Genomic DNA, 21,526 nt, shown 5'->3' on the forward strand with positions numbered 1-21,526 from the left:
TAGCGTCAATTATTCGGTTTACGGCAACCTATTTCCTGAACTGCATCAGGCATTCCCCAAGTGCATTACTTCGACTTCATTAACAGTTAAAAACTGTGTACTGTGTTAACAATAACAACAAACAACACGCCCTAACTTCCCGTGCAAAAACTCAATTGGTTCTACTTAATGCTTATGACAATGCTCATTTGGGGCGTTGTACTTTTGCACGAACAGCCCACCCATTCACTGACATTTCCTTCTCAGGTCAGCATCCTCTATTCTGGGCAAGAGGAAGTACCAGCGGAGAACGATCCTCGATGGCAGGCTCACTCCCAGTCGGACATCGAACTGTCTAATGAAGTAAGGTGGCTCAAGTTCACACTTGCGTTCAACGCAACATCAAATGGGTCACAAGGTGTACAACAAACCGAGAGTGCGCCTAAAGGCTTGTTTGTTTCTATACTTGGCGCGTTTTCTGTTTATTTGAACGGTTATCACATTGGTGATAACGGCATGCCTGCAACAGCCGAGAGCAAAGAATTGCCAGGTGAAATAGACAGTATATTCATACTACCTTCACAGCACCTGAATACTGGTGATAACACGGTGATGGTAAGGCTGAGCAGCAAATTTCGTCCAGATACCGCGCAAAGTAGTGGATATTGGGTATTTACAGACGACTTCGAAACTCTTGCCGCCATTAATGAGTGGCGTATCCGATTGCCCTTAATGATGCTAAGTGGCTTGGTTCTTGTCGCCATGTATTCATTTGTGGTGTACTTTTCATCGCTCAAAGAGCCTGCATACCTGTGGTTTAGCTGCCTATGCACCATGCTGATTCTATTAATCTTGGCCGAGTCATGGCGAGGTCTATTCGGTTACAGCTACCAGTGGCACATCCTTAGAATGGAAATCGTCCTTGGCTTAACCCTTGTTATCAGCCTGGTGCTACCGCTCTTTTTCCTGTCTTTCTTCCGCTATTCAAAAACATGGTTTATCAGTACCTTGCTTGTGTTGGTTATGGCTAGTTGTGGGGTATTGTTATATTTCGATGGTTACGATTACCGCAGCTTTTTGTTGTTCAGTGTGTCTTTGCTCATTAGCTTTATTATTGGTGTGGCCAGTATTTATAAACGGAAGAAGTACGCGTGGTTAATGACCATGGGAATAGTGGTATTTGTTTCACCCGTTCTCATTAACCGGTTTTCGTTTATGGACCAATATTTCTTTGTTTCGTTTAGTGGCTTAGCGCTTTTATTACTACTCGTGCTAAGCCAAACCCATGCTGAGAGACAGCGTGCACTTACGCAGTCAACGCTTACCACCCAGCGTCTGCAGCTTGAGCTTATAAAGAAGCAGCTACAGCCTCACTTTATTCTCAATACCCTGACGGCAATTGAAGAGTGGATTGAAATCGCCCCAAAAGAAGCCATTGGGTTTATTCAGGCGTTAGCATCGGAGTTTCGCCAAATGGCCAGCTTAAGCGATAGAGCCTTAATTGCTTTACAGCAGGAAGTCGCCCTTTGTGAAAGTCACCTTAAAATTATGGGATACCGCTTCGACGCCCACTTTTCACTGCAAAAGCCGGAGATGTCAGAAAACAAAGGGCAGCAGCTTATTCCTCCCGGAGTATTACTCACCCTCATAGAAAATGCGTTTAGCCACAACAGATACGGCTCGGGAGAGTATCTATTTAGTCTCAGCTTTTCTGAACAACAAGAGGATGAAGCACAGGGTGTGTCCGTAGAGAATGCCAAGCATGATAAGAATAAAAGACATTCAACTACCTTGCTGTTTAAAGCTCAGCTTACTCAACACTATTCTTACCAGACATCAGCATTAGAGAATAAAGAAGGAACCGGTGTTGGCACCAAGTATATTAAAGCCCGGCTCACAGAAGCGTTTGGTAATAACTGGAAGCTAGTGGAATTTATTGAAGATAAGTATTGGGTAACTAAGCTCACATTTCCAACAACGTTCGTTTCGGGTGAGCAAAGTAACGCGCACGCCGAGCAGACCGAACAAATCACCTTACAAACGCTATGATGAATATTACCCTAGTAGAAGATGAACCCATGGTTGCCAAACGACTTGCTCGTTTTATCGACCAGTGTACCGACGATAAAACCACTATTCATCGCTTTTCCAACCTCGATGATGCAGAAGAGCATTTGTCTAACCGCGACACAGACCTGCTTTTTCTAGATTTGAATTTGCATGGAAAAGACGGTTTTTCATTAATTCATCAACAGCTTGCCGCCCCTTATCACACCGTGGTGGTGTCAGCGAATACCGACAGGGCTTTAGAAGCGTTTGAGCTTGGCGTACTCGATTTTATTGGTAAGCCATTTACTCAAGAAAGAATAAGTAAAGCGATAGAACGCTTTTCTCTGCATCAATTTAAGGGCCAATGTCAGCGGTTGTCATATCGCAAAAACAATGTGCTCTGCTTTCTTCAAGTTGATGACATTCAATTCATTCAAGCCGCTGGGCACTACAGTGAAATAACCACTAAAGACAATCAAACCATATTGCATGACAAGCATTTAGACAGGTTAATGCAAATTCTACCTCAAGGATTTATGCGAGTTCATCGCTCTTATGCGATACCTCTTGATGAAGTTAAGCATATTGAACAACACTCAGGCGCGAAGTACATTGCACACCTGCACTCGGGCGCGAGTGTTCCAGTAGGAAGAACTAAATTCAGTACGCTGGTTGATGCTCTGAGCAGCTAAGACTTCTACACTGTGCGTAAACGTTGAATATCTTTTTGAGGCGGCATGCCAAACAATCGGCTGTATTCTCGGCTAAATTGAGATGCACTTTCATAGCCAACCAATGAGCTTGCTTGTGTCGCGTCCAAACCATTCATCAGCATTTGATCCCTTGCTTCTTGTAATCTTAGTGTCTTTTGATATTGCAAAGGGCTGGTACCAGTAAGTGCTCGAAAGCGCTGCCTGAAAGTAGAGGCACTCATGTGGGCTTGATCCGCCAATGCGTCCATTCCCACTGACTGAGTAAAATTCTGTTTTAACCACGTCACCACTTTTAAAATATGTGCATTTGGCGCGCCTGACGACACAAGGTGGCGAAGGTGCAATCCGTGTGGTCCATCAAGTAAACGAATAACAATTTCTTTTTCAACCAATGGGTAAAGGCTATCCAAAAACTTTCCCTGGGCACACATTTTAATAAGGCGACCTAGAGCGTCGTACAAGCCTTCATCCACATCTTGTGTCGATATTGGTTGATAACGAATATCTCTTGGCGGTTTTGACAGATTAAGCTCGGCGCAAACTTGCAGAATGAGGGTATAGTCTAACTTCAGAACCAGCGCTACAAAGGGGTTGTGCCTCGTCGCTTCTGACACATGAGAAATTACCGGCAAATCAAAGGTAGTTAGCATAGATTGGCCAGCAGTGGACTGATGGAGCTGGTCTTCATAAGAAAGGAGCTTTGCCCCTTGCAAAACGACCGCTAGGCTAAGCGTATAAATACAGTGTAAAGGCTCTGTCGGCGCATTTCTTACGTGAAAGGTAAGGCCTGAAATCGGCGTTTCGTGGTCGCCCTCTTTTCGACTGTAGTCCAGCACCATTTCACTTAACGCTTTTTTCGCATCACTGATTGGAAAAAACACCGTTCGATCTCCCACAAGTATTACTTCGAAAAGAAAAGAATTAAACAATAATTACGCCCTTCGGCTGTTTGCCTTGGGCGCAAGTTGTCATTACTTATTCTTAGTTAGTTACTAACCTACATGTTCTTTGAAGAAAGGTACAATTTGCGCCATGGCCAGCCCAACAGGTTCACTTTTATCATAAAGGTCGTAATGCGACCAATCTTCTAATTCAACCAATTGGCGATCTTTAGATGCCGCTGCGCGCCCGTAAATTTCCATGCCGTCACGGTAGGCACCAAATGCCCCAACCTTCTGACCAATAACTGCCATTACGGGTTGCGTCATAAGGGTCTCTGCAAAAGAAAATGCGTCCCACGCCAGTGTCTTTTGCGCATGTGAAAACAACATTCTTGTAGCACCACCCGGCTGTTGGCCTCGCGGGGTTTTGTAGTATTCAGTTGCTTCATAAACATCGCGTTCCGTCATTCCATTGTCTCTGGCTTCAGCGAGACTTGTAGGGAGCAGTTCATTTACTAGTCGCTCACCACCTCGGGCTTCTGCCGTTCGCTGTGCAGCCATTCCTTCTAATGCACCAATGGGGTTATACATGCTAAAGCCTTCTCGAAAGAGTCGACCAATGTTGACAGGTGTGATCCCCACTACGGCTTTGATTCGCTTTTCAGTTAAAGCAGCATTAAAAACATAGCCACCACCACCGCATACACCAATGCCTGCAATTTTTTCCGCGTCAACGTAAGGCAAGGTAACCGCATAATCAATGACTCGACTCACATCCTCTACCCGTTGGGTGGGATCTTCCACAAAGCGAGGTTCACCTCCAGACTCCCCTTGAAAACTTGCGTCAAACGCAATGACCACATAGCCTGCTTCCGCAAGTGCCTTCCCATAGGTAGCGCTTGATGTCTGCTCTTTACAACTACCAAATGGATGTACACTAATGACTGTCGGGTATTGTTTAGCCTCGTCAAAATCGGGTGGAGTTAGAATAAGGGCTGAAATATCCCATGCCATGTCTGAGTTTCTAAAACTGACCTTTTTCATTTTATGCTCCTTGTCTCAAGCATTGTTTGCGCCGTCATCGCAAATGCAATGTCGGCAACAGAAGTTCTTTAGGAATAACTGCTTATAGCGTGCGATTAAAGAAGGTTTCTAACGCACTCATTGCGTTTGTAATTTCTGCTTCGCCGTCGTACAAATCCATGTGGTTTGCGCCATCAATGACATGCATGGTTTTATCCGATGTTGCAGCACGCTCCATTAAGTCGTCACTCATCCATTTGCTTCCAGCATTGCTTCCGACCACCGTCAACAAAGGCTGGGTAAGGAAAGCTTCTGCCTTAAAAAAGGCGTCATAACTAATTAGCTGCGTTAAACTTCTCGCAGTACCAAATCCTGGCGCTGTGCAGTATGCTGCGCGATCGGTATGGTAGTATTCCCACGCTTGGCGAAGTTCTTCATTCGGAGCATCTTCTTCTTTTAAAGGCGCCATTGGCATAGTCGCTATATCGTTACCGCTGGCATCAGAGGTTCTAGACGCAGAGCCCGCTTCTAAGTAAGGCAATGCCTCACTGTCTTTTACATTGTTGTCCCAACCATTTCGGAACATTTGACCAATGTTGACCATGCTTACTGTGCCCACCGCTTTTATACGTCTATCGTTGATGGCAGCGTTTGCGGTATAGCCAGCGCCCGCACAAATACCCATTGCGCCAATACGTTCATTGTCGACGTAATCTAAGGTTGTCAGGTAATCAATCGCTGCACTTACATCCTCAGTTCTAACATGAGGGTTTTCCAGTTGGCGTGGTTCACCACCACTCTCGCCCTGATACGATGCGTCATACGCAAGAGCGATATAGCCTTTTTCTGCTAGTTTTTTTGCGTAGGTTCCAGCAGTTTGCTCTTTAACGCCACCGCCTGGATGTGAAACCACAATGGCTGGGTAAGTTTTAGTTGAATCAAAATTCTCTGGAAAATTTATTAGACCAGACATAGTAATGTTTAAACCGTTGGTATTTGGAAATGATACTTTGTTCATGATGTCTACTCGTCGTTAGGTGAAAATGATGTTCTTGCCTGCTTAACGATTACCTCGTCAAACCATGAATTAAGTATAGGTGTTGGGAGATAGCGAACCTTGCCTAAAACGACGCATTAGTTGCCTGAACCGGTTACTTTGGAATTTAGCAATACAAGGCGTGTTACCTTCCACCTTTAAAAGCGCCGCCAATTCAACGAACAGCCTGATTAAATTAACAACGACACAATTCATCACAAACTTGCCCCATTGTTTCGCCTATGAACGCCCTATTTGTTTTTTTAAATAGAAGTTACCGTTCGTTAACTCAGTGCCACTATCATGCTATTTTCCAAAACACCCAAACGGGATTATTTAACGCCTGCCAATACTCACAAACCTTGGTTGAGGGAACGGCAACATGCAGCCAAGCCGCGTAATCACAGGTTGCTTATCCTTACTTCCTTCCTCTGCTTTCTGCTTGGTGTAGTAGTTAGTCCGCTAAGTCGCGCTGAGTCTGGCGAATTGATGCTGCAAAGCGTGGACGGTGAGTCTTCCCCCGCTCTATTGCATTCAACTGACGTAAATTTACAGGTGAATGGCATGATTGCGCACGTTACCTATTCTCAAAAATTCACTAACACCAGTAATGAATGGAAGCATGCCGTTTACACCTTTCCGCTTAATGAAAACGCGGCGATTAACAGTATGGAAATGCGTATAGGAGACAGAATAATCCGGGGTCAAATTAAGCCGAAGGCAGAAGCGAAAGAAGCATTTGAAGCGGCCAAAAAAGCGGGAAAGAAAGCCAGTTTAACAGAGCAACAACGCCCAAATTTATTCACCCAGCAGGTCGCGAATATAGCGCCAGGTGAGGAAATAATGGTGACACTTCAGTATGTCCAACAGGTAGACTACCGCGATGGAAAATTTACTTTTCACTTGCCTACTACGCTCACTCCTCGCTATTCGCCCGGCATTCCGCTAAATCAGTTTAACGAGAATATAGAGGCTGAAATATCAGGTACAGGTTGGGGAGAACCCACAGATCAGGTACCCGATGCCAGAGCTATCACGCCTTATATGAGAGAAGGCAATGAAGGCCCGCAACTTACGTTCAACGCAACACTAAATACTGGTTTAACGCTTAATAGCGTCACTAGCAGAAATCACCGTGTGAATTTGTCAGAATCGACAGGTAATTATCTTGTCACCTTTAATCAAAGCAATATCAAAATGGACCGAGACATTTGGCTAGAGTGGCAGCCCTCGCCCTCTAGTGCACCACAAGCAGCTATTTTCACTGAATCGAAAGGTCAGCATGACTACGCCCTTGTTATGCTAATGCCGCCACAAGTGAAGAGCCAAGATTTACAGGATTTTGATCGCGATATCACCTTCGTTATCGACACGTCAGGCTCTATGGGAGGTCGCCCGATTGTCGACGCAAAAGAGAGTTTACAATTAGCGATAGACCGCTTGAGTGAGAAAGACCGATTTAATGTTGTTTCATTTAACAATGATACCACGCGTTTGTTTGAAACCTCCGTAGAGGGAACAACACGAAACAAGCAATATGCGAGGGATTTTGTAAAGCACCTCAATGCAGGGGGCGGCACTGAAATGGCGCCAGCGCTTAATGCCGCACTTAAGCGCACGACAACTAAAGATTTTATAAAACAAGTTGTCTTTATTACCGATGGTGCGGTAGGCAATGAAGCTGCATTGTTCTCGCAAATAAAGAACGAACTGGGTGATGCGCGCCTTTTTACAGTAGGCATAGGCAGCGCGCCTAATAGCTATTTTATGACCCGAGCCGCTCAGTTTGGTCGCGGAAGCTATGTATTTGTTAGCAATACGGCAGATATTAAACAGCAAATGGATAGCTTGCTTTATAAATTAGAAAGCCCTGTGTTGAGTGATTTAAGCCTCACTCTACCAGCTGGCTATGCACAGTCAGCAGAGATTTACCCTTCTAAGATCCCTGATTTATACGCGGGAGTTCCTTTGCTTTTGAATGTGAAACTGCCTCATAACGCCGGTACAAGCGGAAAAATAACTCTTCAAGGCGCACTTGTAGACAAGCAGGGCACTACTCGCGAGTGGACCCGTTCGGTAGCTATAGCACCAACGTCGACAGGTTCTACTCAACACCTTGGCGTAGCGACTGCTTGGGCAAGAAAGAAAGTGGCGGCGTTAATGGATGAAAAAGCGTTAGGGCGAAATGTAGATGAAGTAAAACAGGACATTCTTGCTGTAGCCCTGCCCCATAAACTTATAACAGAGTTCACCAGCTTCGTTGCTATTGAAGAAAAAATAGCAAATACACAGCGCATACCGTCTTCCACCGAAAACGTAAGAAACCTAATGCCACAGGGAACGCAATTCAGACAAATCAGTTACCCCCAAACCGCAGCGGGTGTATCTGAACATGTCGTATTAGGCATGATTGCCATACTTTTATTGTCGCTTTTTCACAGCATCGCCTTTTTGCGAAACAAGGGGGGGACGAGGTTAGCACCTTAAACTCATTTCTTTATTTTTTGACTTAATATGGCTTGGACAAACAATGATTAAATACTCTTTTACCATCATCTTAGTCTTGATCGCCACAGCCAGTTTTGGCAAAGCTGGCTGGATATTATTGAAAGCTGAACTGGCGCAATATTTAATTCAATCTTCGTGGGAAGAAACGCTAGCCACTGGCGCTAACCAGAAGCCTTGGCGTTGGTCTGATACTTGGCCAGTGGGCAAGCTGGTTCATGCAAAAAGCGAGACGCAGCTGTATGTACTAGAAGGCGCACAGGGAAACGCCCTTGCATTTGGCCCTGGACACCACACCGACTCGCCCCCACTCGGACAGGGTGGTAGTGTGATTGGCGGGCATAGAGATACTCACTTCACGTTCTTAAAGAAGGTGAGAGCCAGAGATATTATGCAATTACAGTTGCCGAACTCACAATGGGTAACCTATCGGGTTGTATCGAAGACGATAGTCGATGCTGCCTCGGCAATGAAAGTAGATGTAAATGGGCAGCAGCTCTATTTAGTTACCTGCTACCCATTTAATGCGGTATCAACACAAAGTAATTTACGCCTTGTTGTTGAGCTGGTCGAAACTGAAACCCAGCGAACCTAAATAGGTTCGCCCACAATTAATTAGCCGCTTGTTTGGGCGAAAATACGCTGTACAAGGCAGGTAACACAAAGAGCGTTAAAAGCGTTGCAGTAACCAGCCCACCCACGATAACACTTGCGAGCGGCCGCTGAATTTCGGCGCCGACACCGTTTGACATCAACATAGGTACCAACCCTAGTGCAGACGTTACCGCCGTCATCAGAACTGGCCTTAGCCTGGATGTAGCACCAGTGAAAACAGCGCTTTCAACAGTCATCCCCCTTTTCATCCGTTGGTTGATACTTTCCACCATCACTACGCCATTTAAAACGGCAACACCAAATAGTGTTATGAAGCCGACTGAACTTGGTACTGACAGATATTGGCCGGATAAGTACAAAGAGAACACGCCTCCGATGATGGCAAGTGGCACATTAACCAGTATTAGCATCGCTTGACCCAGAGAATTAAACGCGAGGTAAAGCAGAACCGCAATCAATACCAAAGAAAGCGGCACGATGAGCGACAATTTTTTCTGAGCACGCTGTTGGCTCTCAAACTGCCCGCCTATTTGCACCGTATACCCTGAGGGCAAATTCACCCTTGAAGATATGGCGCTTTGTATCTCTTGAACCACGCTGCCCATATCTCTTCCTTGGACGTTCGCTTGCACCACTACGCGACGCTGAACGTCATCTCGGCGTATTTGCGGAGGCCCGGATACATAAGATACCGATGCTACATCGCCAATACGAAGCCAGGCACCACTGGGCGATTGAAGTCGAATATCTGCTATGGTGTCGCTGCTTTTTCGAGCGCTTTCTTTTAACCTAACGTAAATATCGTAGCGTTCATTTCCGTTAATGATTTGACCTGCGGCTACACCTCCTACCCCGTCTTGTACCACTTCCATTATGTCACTCACCGATAAGCCATAGCGTGATAACGCTTGTCTGTCAGGAGCAATAACCAGCTGAGCTTCCCCCACAATTTGTTCCATCGCCACGTCTCTGGTTCCTTTTACGTTTTGAATAGCGCTCTCTATTTCTCGTCCCTTAGCACTTAGAACAGCCAAGTCTGGCCCAAATAATTTAACGGCTAGCTGTGCTTTCACACCGGAAAGCAGTTCGTCTACACGGGTGGCAATAGGCTGAGAAAAGTTAAGTAGAAGGCCGGGGAACTCCGACAATTCAGCCTGCATTTTTTGCTGTAGCTCATCACGATTTCTCGCGCTTTCCCACTTTGAAACAGGTTTCAACCCGATGTAAATTTCGATGTTGTTGACCGGTTCTGGGTCGCCGCCTATTTCAGCGCGGCCTATACGACTTAGCGCATAAGATACTTCGGGAAACGCCAACAGCTTTTCTTCTAACGTTGAGGCTACCGCTAATGAAGTCTCTAGGCTTGAAGACGGTGCCAAGGTAACACGCAAGTTTATTGTTCCTTCTTCTAGTTCAGGAACAAACTCGGTGCCAATTTTTGGCACAAGGGCAACAGCGGAAACCAGAAGCAAACCAACCACTAACACTAGCCACTTGGTATGCAGCAACGTAAAAGAAAGCGCCCTTTGATAAGCCCGCTCAACAGGTATCAACATAGCGCTCGGCTTCACATCCCTAGTTCGTTTAAATAGAAATGTGGCTAAGGCAGGAACGAAGAACAGCGCAACGACAGTGGCACAAAGTACAGCAAGCATAATACTGATAGCCATAGGCTGAAAAAGCTTGGCTTCTACTCCCTCAAAACTAAACAAAGGAGCAAAGACCACTAGAATTATCGATGCAGCGAAAAAGATAGGTCTAGCGACTTCCTTCCCCGCTAGTTTTACAGATGATTTGAAAGATTGGGCATCTTCATGCGAGCTCGAAGTGTTGGTATTTAATCGCTTAAAGATGTTTTCAACCATCACTACGGAACCGTCTACTAACATACCAATAGCCACCGCTATTCCGCCAAGCGACATCAAATTTGCAGACAGCCCCATGAAAGCCATGATGGCCAACGCCATTGCTATCGCGATTGGAATAGTGATGAGCACAAGAAACGTTGCGCCCACGTTCATTAAGAAAAGGGCGAGAACGATGGTGATAAAAACAAAGGCGATGGTCAATGCCTTAACTACGGTAGAAATTGCTTTTTCAATCAGGTTTGCCTGATCATAAAAAGGCGTGAAGCGTACCCCTTCAGGTAACGCCTGATTAATAAGCGCAACTCTTGAATTTATGCCATCAATGGTAGCTTTGGTGTTAGCCCCCATCCGTTTTAATACTATGCCTGTTACCACTTCACCAAGCTGTTCTACCTTGCCATCAGATGCCCTTTGAGACAGAGTGACCGCGCCCTGTCGTATTTCAGGCCCGGTTTTAACATCAGCAAGATCAGACACCGTTACCACCACGCCATCTACCGTTTTTACCGGCACCTGCTCAATATCGTGAATTCCCTGCTCACCACTTGCCAACCACCCCGTTCCACGCACAACAAGTTGTTCTTGCCCCCGTTCAAGATACCACCCGCCAACATTAGTGTTATTGCGTTGCAACGCTATAACAAGGTCCTGTTGAGATAACCCATAAGCAAGTAACTTTGACGGATCTACGTTCACTTGGTACTGGCGAACTTCCCCACCAAAAGACAGCACATCTGTCACGCCATCTACGGGCATAAGTAGCAGCTTTACTACCCAGTCGTTAAGGCTTCTCAGCGCCATTGCATCATATTTCGCACCGTCATCTGCAATGAGGGAGTATTGATAAATTTGACCTAGCCCAGACGTATTTGGCCCCATTTCTGGCGTTCCTACGTTTTCAGGAATGAAGGCTCTTGCTGTTTGCAAGCGCTCGAAAACAAGCTGACGGGCAAAATAAATATCGGTTCCCTCTTTAAACACAACGGTAACCGCTGAAAGCCCGGTTTTAGAGATGGAGCGCACTTCTTCAACATCAGGCAACGCATACATTACAGCTTCAATTGGGTAGGTAATAAGTTGCTCAATCTCTTCTGCGGCAAGCCCCGGCGCTTCGGTATTTACACTTACCTGAACATTGGTTACATCAGGGAAAGCGTCCAAATTCAGCGACGGCAAAAGCATCGCCGAACCCGCAATTATGCCTAACAGCAGCCCAACCACTAAAATACTATTGTCTACCGACCAATCTATTATTCGATTAAACATAATTAGCCTCCTAATGGTTGTGCGGATTAAATCCGCTTTTCGCTAGTTCAGAGGCGACAAAGAATGCACCTTGGGTAACAATCCGCGTTCCAGTTTCTACGCCCTCTATACGTCGGTATTCGCCGAGCGCTTCCCCTCGCTGTACCTCAACAGGGGTAAATGCCCCCGACGCTTCGTTTTCAACATAGATAACCCAGTCTCCGTCGGTACTTCTCACCATTGCAGTTTCAGGTACTGCCATTACAGGAGATGGAGTGGGCACACTAAACAGTACGTCGACGAACATACCGGCATGAAGGCTATGGGTGGTATTGCGTATAGCTAAGCGGACAGTGCGAGTACGGGTAAGTGGGTCGATAATGTGCGACTGTTGAATAACCTGCGCGGTAAAATGCTCACCGTTAAATATGACTTGCGCCGTATCGCCTACCTGAACAGGAAACGTGCTAGTGGCTGGCAAGCTGGCCTCTATCCAAATATCGCTCTCGTCTGCCAGCAACATGACTGTTTCGCCAGCTAACACCCTTTGCCCTTGCATGAAGTTGTCTTGTAACACCACGCCATCGCGCACGGCGACAAGCTCATACTGACCGAAAGCGTCAAGGTCTAAAGCAGTGATGCTTGAAATCGCGTTAGGAGTAAGTCCAAATGCAATTAGCTCTCCGTAGCTCGCTTTGTAACGATTCTCAGCTTCAACTAACGCGCTTTCGCTTATGGTGTTTTTGTCTAGCTTTTTTGCCCGACTGTAATTGGATGAAGCAATAAGAAATTCGGCTTGAGACTGGGCAATGGTTTCGCTGAACAAGGTGACAAGCACCTGCCCTTTTTCCACTTCATCCCCAAGAGACGCGTGTCGACTAATCACTACCGAATCAGTCCGAGGAGACACCAATGAGCTTGAGTATCCATTTACTTTTACTTCACCAGGCGCGTAAACGCGTTGGTTATAAATACGAGGTTCTATTACGGAGGTTTGAACGCCTGCAAGTTGCCTTTGCTGCTCAGTAAGGGCTACCTCCTCAGGCTGGTGATTCACCTCAGATTGATGACTTACCTCAGGCTTATGATTTTCCTCAGGCTCGTGCGCTTTCTCATGCTGATGCGAGCCACTTTCATGTGCTAGGAAGTACTGAATAGGTGCATCAATGTTCTTGTCGTTTTCTATCGCTGTAGTTGCACGGCTGACAGGCACGCACAACAATGTCGTCAGGACTGCGCCTACGACCGTTTTAGAGTTCTTCATAATGATCTCAACGTTTGTTTTAACTAAATTTTTTCCACGGCGCCAAAGGGCCAATTAGTTCAAACGTTAAGCAATGGGAGGGCGGTAAATGAAACCACTTATTCGAAAGGGAGAAGCCCCTTCTTTGAGAATTTTTCCCGAGTTAACAAAAGCAATGTTTGGAGAATAGGCTTTTACTAAAACCCAAGAAAAATGACTGCCGCTGCAATGTCCACAGTGATGGCCGTCGTTTATGCTGTGATCATCACCATCGGCGTCAGTGACTTGATTTTCAGCAACACTTTTCTTGTCAGAGGCATGATCGTGAACCGTCTCAAGATGCTGTGCATCGACTTGGTGAGCGTCTAACAAAGCTGACACTGCATTAAACGATTGCAACACAATCGCTAGTATTAGCAGTATTTTGACAGCAAAGTTTCGGTTCACAATCTATATCTCTTAAGGGAGTCGTCAGTAAATTATCAAAAATACACGACCAATGCGAACAACCTATCGCGTTTAACCTGTTTTCTAGCGAGTAACAGATTCAATGTGCAGCGAAGAAAACGTGCCGTTCCAGATTTGCTCACCTATGGTGACATTTTCAAAGCTAATATCGTCGGCATTTTCTAGGATAAGAATTTCTTCTGCTTCCTTGATTTTAATGTCTTTAAACTTAACGTTATGCACAGGAGCTGCATCTGGAGCGTGAATTTCCAAAACCGTTCCTACATTTTCTACCGTTAAATCTTCAATAATAATGTCGGTATAGGTAGCCGGAAAATTACCGTGTAAATTACTTGGGTAGTTTAGCTGGAACCAGAATAAGTGTTTAAACGAAGCCACTTTACTGCCTCTAATTCGAACCATTTCGACGCGCCCGCCTCTGTCTAAGTTACTCTTAAAGCGATATGCTGAGTCGCCTTCATGCAAGATGTTGTTCTCAAAAAATACGCGCTTAATGCCGCCAGACATTTCCGAACCAAGACCAATGCCGTCTTCCCCGCCTAAATCATTGTTTCGCGCAACAATGTCTGTGCTAGGTATACCTATATTTCGACCGTCGGCGTCTCTGCCAGACTTAATAACGATACCGTCATCACCGGTTCTAAAGTGATTATCTTCAGCAAGCACAAACTGGCTCGACTCAATGTCTAATCCGTCGTTATTGTACAGGTGACTTTCTACCTTCACTCGTCTCACCATAGCATGAGACGTATAAACCAGATGATTAACCCAAAACGGGGAATTAAGGGCTGTATAATCTTCAAGCAGCACACGCTTGGCGTGGAAAAACTGAATAAGCGGAGGGCGCAAGTAATGCCCTTCACCGAACTGACGCTTCTCTACTGGAACGCCATCAAACCCCATTTTACGAAGCGCATGCATATCTGTATTTTGTTTCTCATACCAGCCAATGAACGCCGATTGGGCATTTCCGTCGATAGTGCCTTTACCCGTAATGGCCACATCTTCTACATTTAGCGCGTAAATTAGCGGTGAATAGGTAAATACCTCAGTCCCCTCCCAACGGGTTTTAACCACGGGTAGGTAGTGCGAAGGGTCGCCGGAAAACAGCAGAGTAGCGCCCTCCTCTAGGTGCAAATTCACTTTGCTTTTAAGACGAATAGGACCGTCTACTTGCCATGTTCCTTTAGGCACCACAACAATACCGCCGCCGCTGGCAGAAGCCTCGTCAATTACACTTTGAATTGGCGCTCGCGCTGCGCTTAGTGAGGTATCACTCACATCAACTACAAATTTTTCATTTGGAATATTCGGCAGCTGAATCTGATTTACAATCTGTTCAGCAATTTTCCAGTCTTCGTCAGTAGATGCCGACACATAGGAACAAGTTAGAAGGGTCACAATAAACGCCACCCATCCCAGAGCCCGGCGGTGTGTGAAACGGCTGGGGTAGCTACTCATAGAACGGTCAACATCAGGTATAAAGCGCAGCATAAAAGCTCCATTATTTAAGTCGCAACTTATTACGTTTAAGAAACAAAATATTCACATCACGATAATAATGCCACCGGTGGCATTATTAATCAAAATAATGTTACTGTCCGCTTAACCACGGCACGATTTTTATCTTTGGGATTAGTTTACTTTGCGCTTAAGTGCGGCTTTTTCGCTTTCACTTAAAAAAGCAATTGCCAGCGCATTCTCTTGCGCTTGTTTAATATGAGAAGGCATAAGGCCAGCTTGCTTAGCTGCAACGGAGAATTCGTGTTCTAGCTCTACACCTTGAACTGCCGGATCGTCGGTATTCAGGCAGGCGAGTATGCCGTGATCCAAAAAGGTGGTTAACGGGTGCTCAGTTAATGATGTGACCGTGTTCGTCAATACGTTGCTGGTTAAACAGCTTTCAATACCAATACGGTTGTCGCGCAAATAGTCCATTAGCTTAGCATCATTAATAGCATTAACGCCGTGCCCTATTCGCACAGCACCTAAGTCGTTAATGGCTTGCCAAATGCTCAGCGGGCCTACTGCTTCACCTGCATGAATTGTGATAGGCAGCCCTTCGCGGCGCACTTTTGTAAAGTGCTCTATGAACATGTTGCCAGGAAAGCCTTTTTCATCACCCGCCAAATCAATTGCAGTTATATGCGCTTTACAGGCCAAGATTGAATCTAGCTCATGCTGACATACTTTTGCGCCATAAGAACGCGACAAAATACCGATGAGATTAACTTTAACATCGTGATCTTTAGTTGCGCTTTTTACACCGTCTATTACGGCCTCAACCACACCTTGTGTCGGTAGCCCGTGACTTTCAGCCATGAAATAAGGACTAAAACGCAGCTCTGTGTAGTCAATACCCTGCTTAGCTGCATCTTCTACATTCTCTATCGCCACCCGTTTGCAGGCGTCGAGACTGCCTAACACCTTAACGCCCCAAGTAAGCTTATCTAAAAATGACACCAAATCGGGGGCGATTTCCATTACTTGAACATGGGGTCGCAAGCCCTCTAACGAATAAGCAGGCAAACAAATGTTAAATTGCTGACCAAGCTCCAGAATGGTTTGCAGACGTACATTGCCATCTAAATGACGATGCAAATCAAGTAATGGAAAGTTTTTATTTATCATGGAAATACGATGAGTTAAGGCGTAAGCCCTACTATACCACTTGGCACTGTAAACCTCGCACTCTTGCAGAAAATAACTTTTTTATAGCGGGACAAAACAGTACTTTTTTTGAATCAAAATTTGTCTTAAGTTCGCTCTTGGCATCTAACTTCACTCTATCGATGCTTTTCTTGATTACTTTTCATAACTTTCAATAGCAACGAGCCAGTTGCTCGTTGGCGTGCGCCTTGTCACACAGGCTAAATACCACCAAAGAGCAACAGGCCTTTTCATTATCACCAAAAAACACTAACAGGAGCACAGTCATGTGCGGAAAATGTATAGAAGGCTGCTATTTAGCAGGCTGGCGTAATGGCGTGTATTCATTCGAACATATGCAAGAAGAACCCGATTTTATGGGGAAAGATGTAAAGGCAGCCCATGGCTTGGTGGAAGCGGTATGCTCATTAGGTTCTTCGCTCAATGAGCTCCACGCACTTGGATTAGCGGACTCGCCAATGATAGCTTGGGCAGGATGGATTTATTCGAGAAACGAATCGCACACCCAAATCGATTTAACACGGCATGACGACGTTCTCAAATATCAGAGGGCCTTACGTCATTCAAAAGAAAGTAAATGGGCTGAGATTAATGCCCTCTACCCGAACATTGCGAAGTTTTTAGATAACCTAACGCTTCAAGACGTTGCTAATACCCTCGATGAAGCGCTTCTCGATGAAATTGAGACATGCCTTCTTGCTCTTCATGGTAACGGGTATTACACCTTTGAATTCGTAGAGTCTATGTTCGCCGCCGAAGGGCTATTCCCCATTATTGAGCTTACTGATACTGCTAAGCCGTCACCGTTTGTTGACCATGCACTTGAAATATTCTTACTAACCGAACATCTTTTACACTTTCGCCCATTGTCTTGGGCGCTTCGTGTGGCATTAACTGTTGACTTAACGTGCGATTTCGACAGCTTTCATATGGCGTGGCGTCGATACACCGCTAACCGCGTGTTAAACACGCTTCTAATGAATCGCAATTTGAAAGGTGTGTACGCGTTAGCAAGTACACTTGAACTCAATACCGTTCACGCCATATGTCAGCGGAACGTAGCGAATAAACACTTACTTACTCAGCTATTAAGCGTCGTAAACAACTGTAAAGGCGACACTTATATTGAACCTAAACGTCTAGCCACGCACATCACTTCATTGATCTCAGTGTAAATGCTTACTCCTTACAGTTTGAGATAGGGTGACTTGGTGAATGGTTAAGTACAGCTCGTTATGACAGTCAAATACGTGCGAATCTAACTGAATCAATATTAGACACGATGAAATGTAGTGCTCGATATCATAAAGTTCTTTTGGCATGCCTTACCAGGAACAACGCCTTGGTAAGGCTATTCGCATTACATTTCTTTTTTAAGGGTTTTCGCAACCGCTAAAACTAAGTCTGCCGACGGACGAACTTTGAAGTCTGGGTTAACATAGCTAAACAAAACCTGCCCTTTTTTATTGAGCATGAAGATGCTGGGTGCTGGTAAAACACTATTACCACTTTCATCTTTTGTTAAGTTAATGCCATAGGTTTTGTACTTTAACTCAGTCACAGTATCTAGGTAGAATCCAACGCCGAACTCACGAATAGTCTCTAGTTTGTCGTCGGATAAAAGCGTAACCAAGAATTCTGTTTCAAGCTTTTGCTCTTGCAAGCGCTCTGGTGATTCAGGTGAAATGGCCAAAATCTGATAGCCCATATCCACCAAGTCTTTTTCAATATCTTTAAGCTGGGCAAGCTGCTCATTACAATACGGGCACCACCCGCCGCGATAAAAAAGTACAATGCTGGGCTTTTGCATAGTAAGCGCTTGTAAGCTTACCGGCGAGCCATCTGCCATTTTAAGCGTTGTTTTAGGCGCCACTTGACCATTAAGCAACGGCGTTACTGAATCTGCATCTTCTGCAATAGTGCCGCGCTCCAAAGCATACGCATTTGATGCGCCTGCTATACAGCCGAACATTAACATCGCCATAGCCACTAGTCTCTTCATCAACCCTCTCCGTTATCATTTTTGTTTGTTTAGTTTTTGGTTATCCGCGCTTTGCGCGATGTCCAATATGACCGAGAAGCTTCACTAGAAATTTCGCACTCCAATAAATAAACCGACAAATACTTGTAATGGGCGCTACTCACCTACAGCGAAATTTGCTTTTTACTGCTACTATAGCGCCAAAACTTGCTATGCCACTTTTTTACATAGCACACGGGGTTAACTTCAAGCCTCCTAAGAACAAAGCAGGAACACCATGGCTCTTAAAGCGACCATTTTTAAAGCTGACATATCCATAACGGATATGGATCGCAGTTACTATAACGACCACAACCTTACTATTGCCCGTCACCCTTCTGAAAATGACGAACGAATGATGTTGCGCGTGGTTGCGTTTATTGTTAATGCTCATGAACGCCTACAGTTTACCAAAGGGCTGTCTGACGATGACGTTCCAGATTTATGGCAAAAGAGTTTTAGCGATGAAATAGAGCTGTGGATTGAGTTAGGCCAACCCTCTGAACAGCGCATCAAAAAGGGCTGCAATCAAAGCCAACAAATGATGATTTATTCCTACGCCGACAACAGCTTCGACGCGTGGTGGAAGAAAGAACATAACAAGCTACAAACCAAAAAGAACTTATCAGTTTTTACCTTGCCAGAGTCGCTTGCCGCTACTTTGGCCAATGCTGTTCATCGCTCTATGCAAATACAGGTTACTATTCAAGATGGACAAATGTGGCTAACCATTGAAGGTGCAGATGTCACCGAGAGCGTTGAAGTGTCTATAGAGAAGCAGTTGTAATGAAAAAACTCTCTGCCGTTCAACTCAAACAGCAAGCACTGGTTTTTAGTGTAGCCGATAGCCTTGAAGCCCAAGCGCTTGAAGAGTTAAATGGTATGCAACAGTGTTGGTTTGACGTTCAGTATCACCAATTCCCCGGCTCGTTACTGCTTCGCTTTCAATTCGAAAATGAAGAAGCGGTGTCAAACGCTGAACCTGAGCTAAAGAAGTGGCAGCGAAAATTAAGCGCAGCGCTACTTAAAAAAGGCGTAGTGTTAAAAGATATGCGTCGACATCTTATATTCACCACACAAGGCCCAGAAGAGTAACCCACATCACGCTTTGCAGAACAGGATACCCAACTTCTTTGTTCAATCTTAGCTAGGTTTGTTTTTGGTTATAATCCTTTCATTTTTCGGTATAAAGTCTACTTACACTTTATCAGGTAAGTAGGCTAGACTGGTCTCGTCGAATATTCAGCTTGCCGAATATGACAATAAAACGGTAGGCATCTTGAACGTATACAATGGATATTTGAACACACCATGTTGACCGGCTTTGAAACAAGCCACTATCCCAGCAAAAGGAGCTTCACAATGAAAACTAAAGCAATGGCGTTAGCACTGTTACTGTCTTTAATGGGCTGTACTGAGTCTAGCGAAGAGACGAAAAGCGAAGTAAAAAAAGAGATGGAAAAAGCGGGCGAAGCGACAGCAAACGCCTATGACAGCGCAAAAGAAAGTGCTGCAGATTCTTGGGATAAAACCAAAGACGCGAGCTCTGAAGCTTACGAAGAAGGTAAAGAAATGGCTTCTGATGCCTTTGATGACGGCAAAGAGATGGCTTCAGACGCATATGAAGATGGCAAGAAAATGGCCTCTGACGCATACGACGCAACAGCTGAGAAAGCAGGCGAATTTAAAGACGCCGCAGCGAAGAAAGCTTATGAAGCTTGCGTAAAAATGAAAGAGCAAATGGGCGGCGACGTTAGCGAGTGCGACGATTAATTTAAACTTCCAGCGAAAAGCACATTTGAAAGCGAACCTTCGGGTTCGCTTTTTTATTGCTGTTTAATCAAACAAAAGTGAATCATTCACGCTATTCACACCCGGCTAAAATAACAGCGTCTGGTGTTATAGTTAAAGGTGCGACCCTAAGCAACGTATTAATACCTAAAATATTGTTCCCTTTGGGAAGCACGGCCACTTCCACTGGCCCCACTTCGCACGTATTTCCTATACGAACCGAGTTTAATTGATACTGAGATATTTTAACGATCTTTCCATTTGCCATTCTGGCAGCAGAGGTTCTGGTGGCAAGAAGCTTTTGATTTTTTGTTAGCGCGTCGAACGTAGCTTGATTGAGGGTTAATAAGCTTGAACCCGTATCTAATAGAAACGAAGCCTTTATGTTCGATTCTAGGGTCGCTTCTAGGTACAGTGTTCCGCCTTTGCTTTGTGAAAGAGGAATATTTTGCTCTATCGCTGACACGGCAGATGTGCACGCTAACCAAAAAGTTAGCAGAAAAAATAAGGGAATTTTAGATTTTAAACTCACCGCACATACACCCTTTGTCGACACTTTACATAGGTGTTGATTGACAGCAAGATAAAGACCAAAGGGTAAATGATTGATTTTACCGAAACTCTACAATACCAGACGGTGCCGCAGCACCATAATAGTGCACAAAACCATTTACTCCGCACCAACGTTAAACACTCCGTTTTCAACGCAGTAACTTCTCTTTCAACTGCTCTCTATCCTCTTGATTACTCAAATTCTCTATATCCAATTAGGTGATAGCAATCACCTATCACCAATCGTCATTGTTTAGAACTTTTTCGCTCATACAATGTAGAAAGGTAAGTATGTCAACGAGAGGACACGACATGAAATTACGCTATGTATTGGGTTCATTAATTACGGCTGTTTCACTTGGTTTTTCTGCAAACGCAGCGCAAGCTATGACATCATCAACTGATGAAACGGTTGATGTACAAGTAGTTGATTATTCAGGAAAGCCGCCATTCAAACGCAAGATCGTAAGCTTATCGGTTAACGATGTAGCGCAATTAGAATCAGTAGGGCAAGAAGCTATTGAATACGTAGAAGTGAAAGAAGTCATCATGCGCGGTAAGCCACCGTATCGAAGAGTGACAACCATGATGCCTGTATATGACGTTGCCCAACTTGAAATGCTAGAAGAGCAAACTGACACGCAAAAACGCGGTACTCGCCCGCCGTTCAAACGCCACTAACAGCGTTTTCTACTACCAACAAATTGCACCAAAGCGATTCACTTTTGCCTGAGTGAGTCGCTTTTTTATTGTGCATACTTGTTTACGCCATTTTCTATTTCGATGTATATAACGATGGAATGGTCTCCCCCCTCAAACGGCATCGCAATGTGCCAAACTTGGAATTGAACAATCAAGTTAACAAGGT

At 45.0% G+C, this 21,526-nt stretch carries 19 protein-coding genes; 9 read left to right on the forward strand and 10 right to left on the reverse strand.

The window, feature by feature from the left end:
* The first annotated feature begins 168 nt into the window (after positions 1 to 168).
* Positions 169 to 2,028 carry a sensor histidine kinase gene (locus tag WA381_RS16115; protein WP_156086741.1) on the forward strand — a complete coding sequence of 620 codons (1,860 nt, stop codon included), beginning with the start codon at positions 169 to 171 and terminating at the stop codon, positions 2,026 to 2,028.
* Entirely contained in the window at positions 2,025 to 2,720 is a 696-nt protein-coding gene (locus WA381_RS16120) for a LytR/AlgR family response regulator transcription factor (RefSeq protein ID WP_231506541.1), read from the forward strand. The genes WA381_RS16115 and WA381_RS16120 overlap by 4 nt, the downstream gene beginning before the upstream one ends.
* Before the next feature lie 5 nt (positions 2,721 to 2,725).
* On the opposite strand, the gene WA381_RS16125 is transcribed toward WA381_RS16120, so the two are convergent.
* The 3 genes from WA381_RS16125 to WA381_RS16135 form a co-directional block, all read right to left on the reverse strand.
* On the reverse strand, positions 2,726 to 3,637 hold the full coding sequence (locus tag WA381_RS16125; RefSeq protein ID WP_289617982.1) for an AraC family transcriptional regulator: 912 nt from the start codon (positions 3,635 to 3,637) through the stop codon (positions 2,726 to 2,728).
* A 96-nt stretch (positions 3,638 to 3,733) separates the two neighbouring features.
* Positions 3,734 to 4,666 carry an alpha/beta hydrolase gene (locus tag WA381_RS16130; RefSeq protein ID WP_156086743.1) on the reverse strand — a complete coding sequence of 311 codons (933 nt, stop codon included), beginning with the start codon at positions 4,664 to 4,666 and terminating at the stop codon, positions 3,734 to 3,736.
* A gap of 82 nt (positions 4,667 to 4,748) precedes the next feature.
* Positions 4,749 to 5,663 (reverse strand): alpha/beta hydrolase, encoded by a 915-nt coding sequence (locus WA381_RS16135; RefSeq protein WP_156086744.1) that lies wholly within the window; start codon positions 5,661 to 5,663, stop codon positions 4,749 to 4,751.
* 321 nt (positions 5,664 to 5,984) lie between these two features.
* Between WA381_RS16135 and WA381_RS16140 the strand changes: the two genes are divergently transcribed.
* Both WA381_RS16140 and WA381_RS16145 read left to right on the forward strand, forming a co-directional pair.
* Complete coding sequence (locus tag WA381_RS16140) at positions 5,985 to 8,168, forward strand: marine proteobacterial sortase target protein (RefSeq protein WP_156086745.1); 2,184 nt, start codon at positions 5,985 to 5,987, stop codon at positions 8,166 to 8,168.
* Between the two features lie 43 nt (positions 8,169 to 8,211).
* Entirely contained in the window at positions 8,212 to 8,781 is a 570-nt protein-coding gene (locus WA381_RS16145; protein ID WP_014950323.1) for a class GN sortase, read from the forward strand.
* A gap of 16 nt (positions 8,782 to 8,797) precedes the next feature.
* On the opposite strand, the gene WA381_RS16150 is transcribed toward WA381_RS16145, so the two are convergent.
* The 5 genes from WA381_RS16150 to add form a co-directional block, all read right to left on the reverse strand.
* On the reverse strand, positions 8,798 to 11,935 hold the full coding sequence (locus WA381_RS16150) for an efflux RND transporter permease subunit (protein WP_156086746.1): 3,138 nt from the start codon (positions 11,933 to 11,935) through the stop codon (positions 8,798 to 8,800).
* A 10-nt stretch (positions 11,936 to 11,945) separates the two neighbouring features.
* The gene (locus tag WA381_RS16155) at positions 11,946 to 13,178 is read right to left on the reverse strand and encodes an efflux RND transporter periplasmic adaptor subunit (RefSeq protein WP_231506546.1); all 1,233 of its coding nucleotides are present in this window, start codon (positions 13,176 to 13,178) and stop codon (positions 11,946 to 11,948) included.
* A 66-nt stretch (positions 13,179 to 13,244) separates the two neighbouring features.
* On the reverse strand, positions 13,245 to 13,604 hold the full coding sequence (locus WA381_RS16160; protein WP_156086748.1) for a hypothetical protein: 360 nt from the start codon (positions 13,602 to 13,604) through the stop codon (positions 13,245 to 13,247).
* An 84-nt stretch (positions 13,605 to 13,688) separates the two neighbouring features.
* Complete coding sequence (locus WA381_RS16165; RefSeq protein ID WP_156086749.1) at positions 13,689 to 15,119, reverse strand: glycoside hydrolase family 28 protein; 1,431 nt, start codon at positions 15,117 to 15,119, stop codon at positions 13,689 to 13,691.
* A gap of 141 nt (positions 15,120 to 15,260) precedes the next feature.
* On the reverse strand, positions 15,261 to 16,256 hold the full coding sequence (gene add, locus WA381_RS16170; protein WP_156086750.1) for an adenosine deaminase: 996 nt from the start codon (positions 16,254 to 16,256) through the stop codon (positions 15,261 to 15,263).
* Between the two features lie 305 nt (positions 16,257 to 16,561).
* Between add and WA381_RS16175 the strand changes: the two genes are divergently transcribed.
* Positions 16,562 to 17,470: a hypothetical protein gene (locus WA381_RS16175; protein ID WP_156086751.1), complete on the forward strand. Its 909-nt coding sequence runs from the start codon at positions 16,562 to 16,564 to the stop codon at positions 17,468 to 17,470.
* 185 nt (positions 17,471 to 17,655) lie between these two features.
* On the opposite strand, the gene WA381_RS16180 is transcribed toward WA381_RS16175, so the two are convergent.
* Positions 17,656 to 18,297 (reverse strand): peroxiredoxin-like family protein, encoded by a 642-nt coding sequence (locus WA381_RS16180; protein ID WP_156086752.1) that lies wholly within the window; start codon positions 18,295 to 18,297, stop codon positions 17,656 to 17,658.
* Positions 18,298 to 18,553: 256 nt separating this feature from the next.
* Here WA381_RS16180 and WA381_RS16185 point away from each other — a divergent pair, with 256 nt between their 5' ends.
* From WA381_RS16185 to WA381_RS16195, 3 genes are all read left to right on the forward strand, one after another.
* Complete coding sequence (locus tag WA381_RS16185; protein ID WP_156086753.1) at positions 18,554 to 19,102, forward strand: YaeQ family protein; 549 nt, start codon at positions 18,554 to 18,556, stop codon at positions 19,100 to 19,102.
* Complete coding sequence (locus tag WA381_RS16190) at positions 19,102 to 19,410, forward strand: hypothetical protein (RefSeq protein ID WP_075176947.1); 309 nt, start codon at positions 19,102 to 19,104, stop codon at positions 19,408 to 19,410. Before WA381_RS16185 ends, WA381_RS16190 begins: the two co-directional genes overlap by 1 nt.
* Before the next feature lie 267 nt (positions 19,411 to 19,677).
* On the forward strand, positions 19,678 to 20,088 hold the full coding sequence (locus WA381_RS16195) for a hypothetical protein (RefSeq protein ID WP_156086754.1): 411 nt from the start codon (positions 19,678 to 19,680) through the stop codon (positions 20,086 to 20,088).
* Positions 20,089 to 20,179: 91 nt separating this feature from the next.
* Here the strand turns inward: WA381_RS16195 and WA381_RS16200 are convergent, their stop codons facing one another.
* The gene (locus WA381_RS16200) at positions 20,180 to 20,638 is read right to left on the reverse strand and encodes a retropepsin-like aspartic protease (RefSeq protein WP_156086755.1); all 459 of its coding nucleotides are present in this window, start codon (positions 20,636 to 20,638) and stop codon (positions 20,180 to 20,182) included.
* Between the two features lie 332 nt (positions 20,639 to 20,970).
* On the opposite strand from WA381_RS16200, the gene WA381_RS16205 reads away from it, so the two are divergent.
* Positions 20,971 to 21,339 carry a hypothetical protein gene (locus WA381_RS16205; RefSeq protein WP_014977175.1) on the forward strand — a complete coding sequence of 123 codons (369 nt, stop codon included), beginning with the start codon at positions 20,971 to 20,973 and terminating at the stop codon, positions 21,337 to 21,339.
* Positions 21,340 to 21,526: the final 187 nt, after the last annotated feature.

Origin of the sequence: Alteromonas sp. CH_MED4-4, assembly GCF_037029575.1 — a bacterium.
In the GTDB taxonomy this organism is placed as follows: domain Bacteria; phylum Pseudomonadota; class Gammaproteobacteria; order Enterobacterales; family Alteromonadaceae; genus Alteromonas; species Alteromonas macleodii.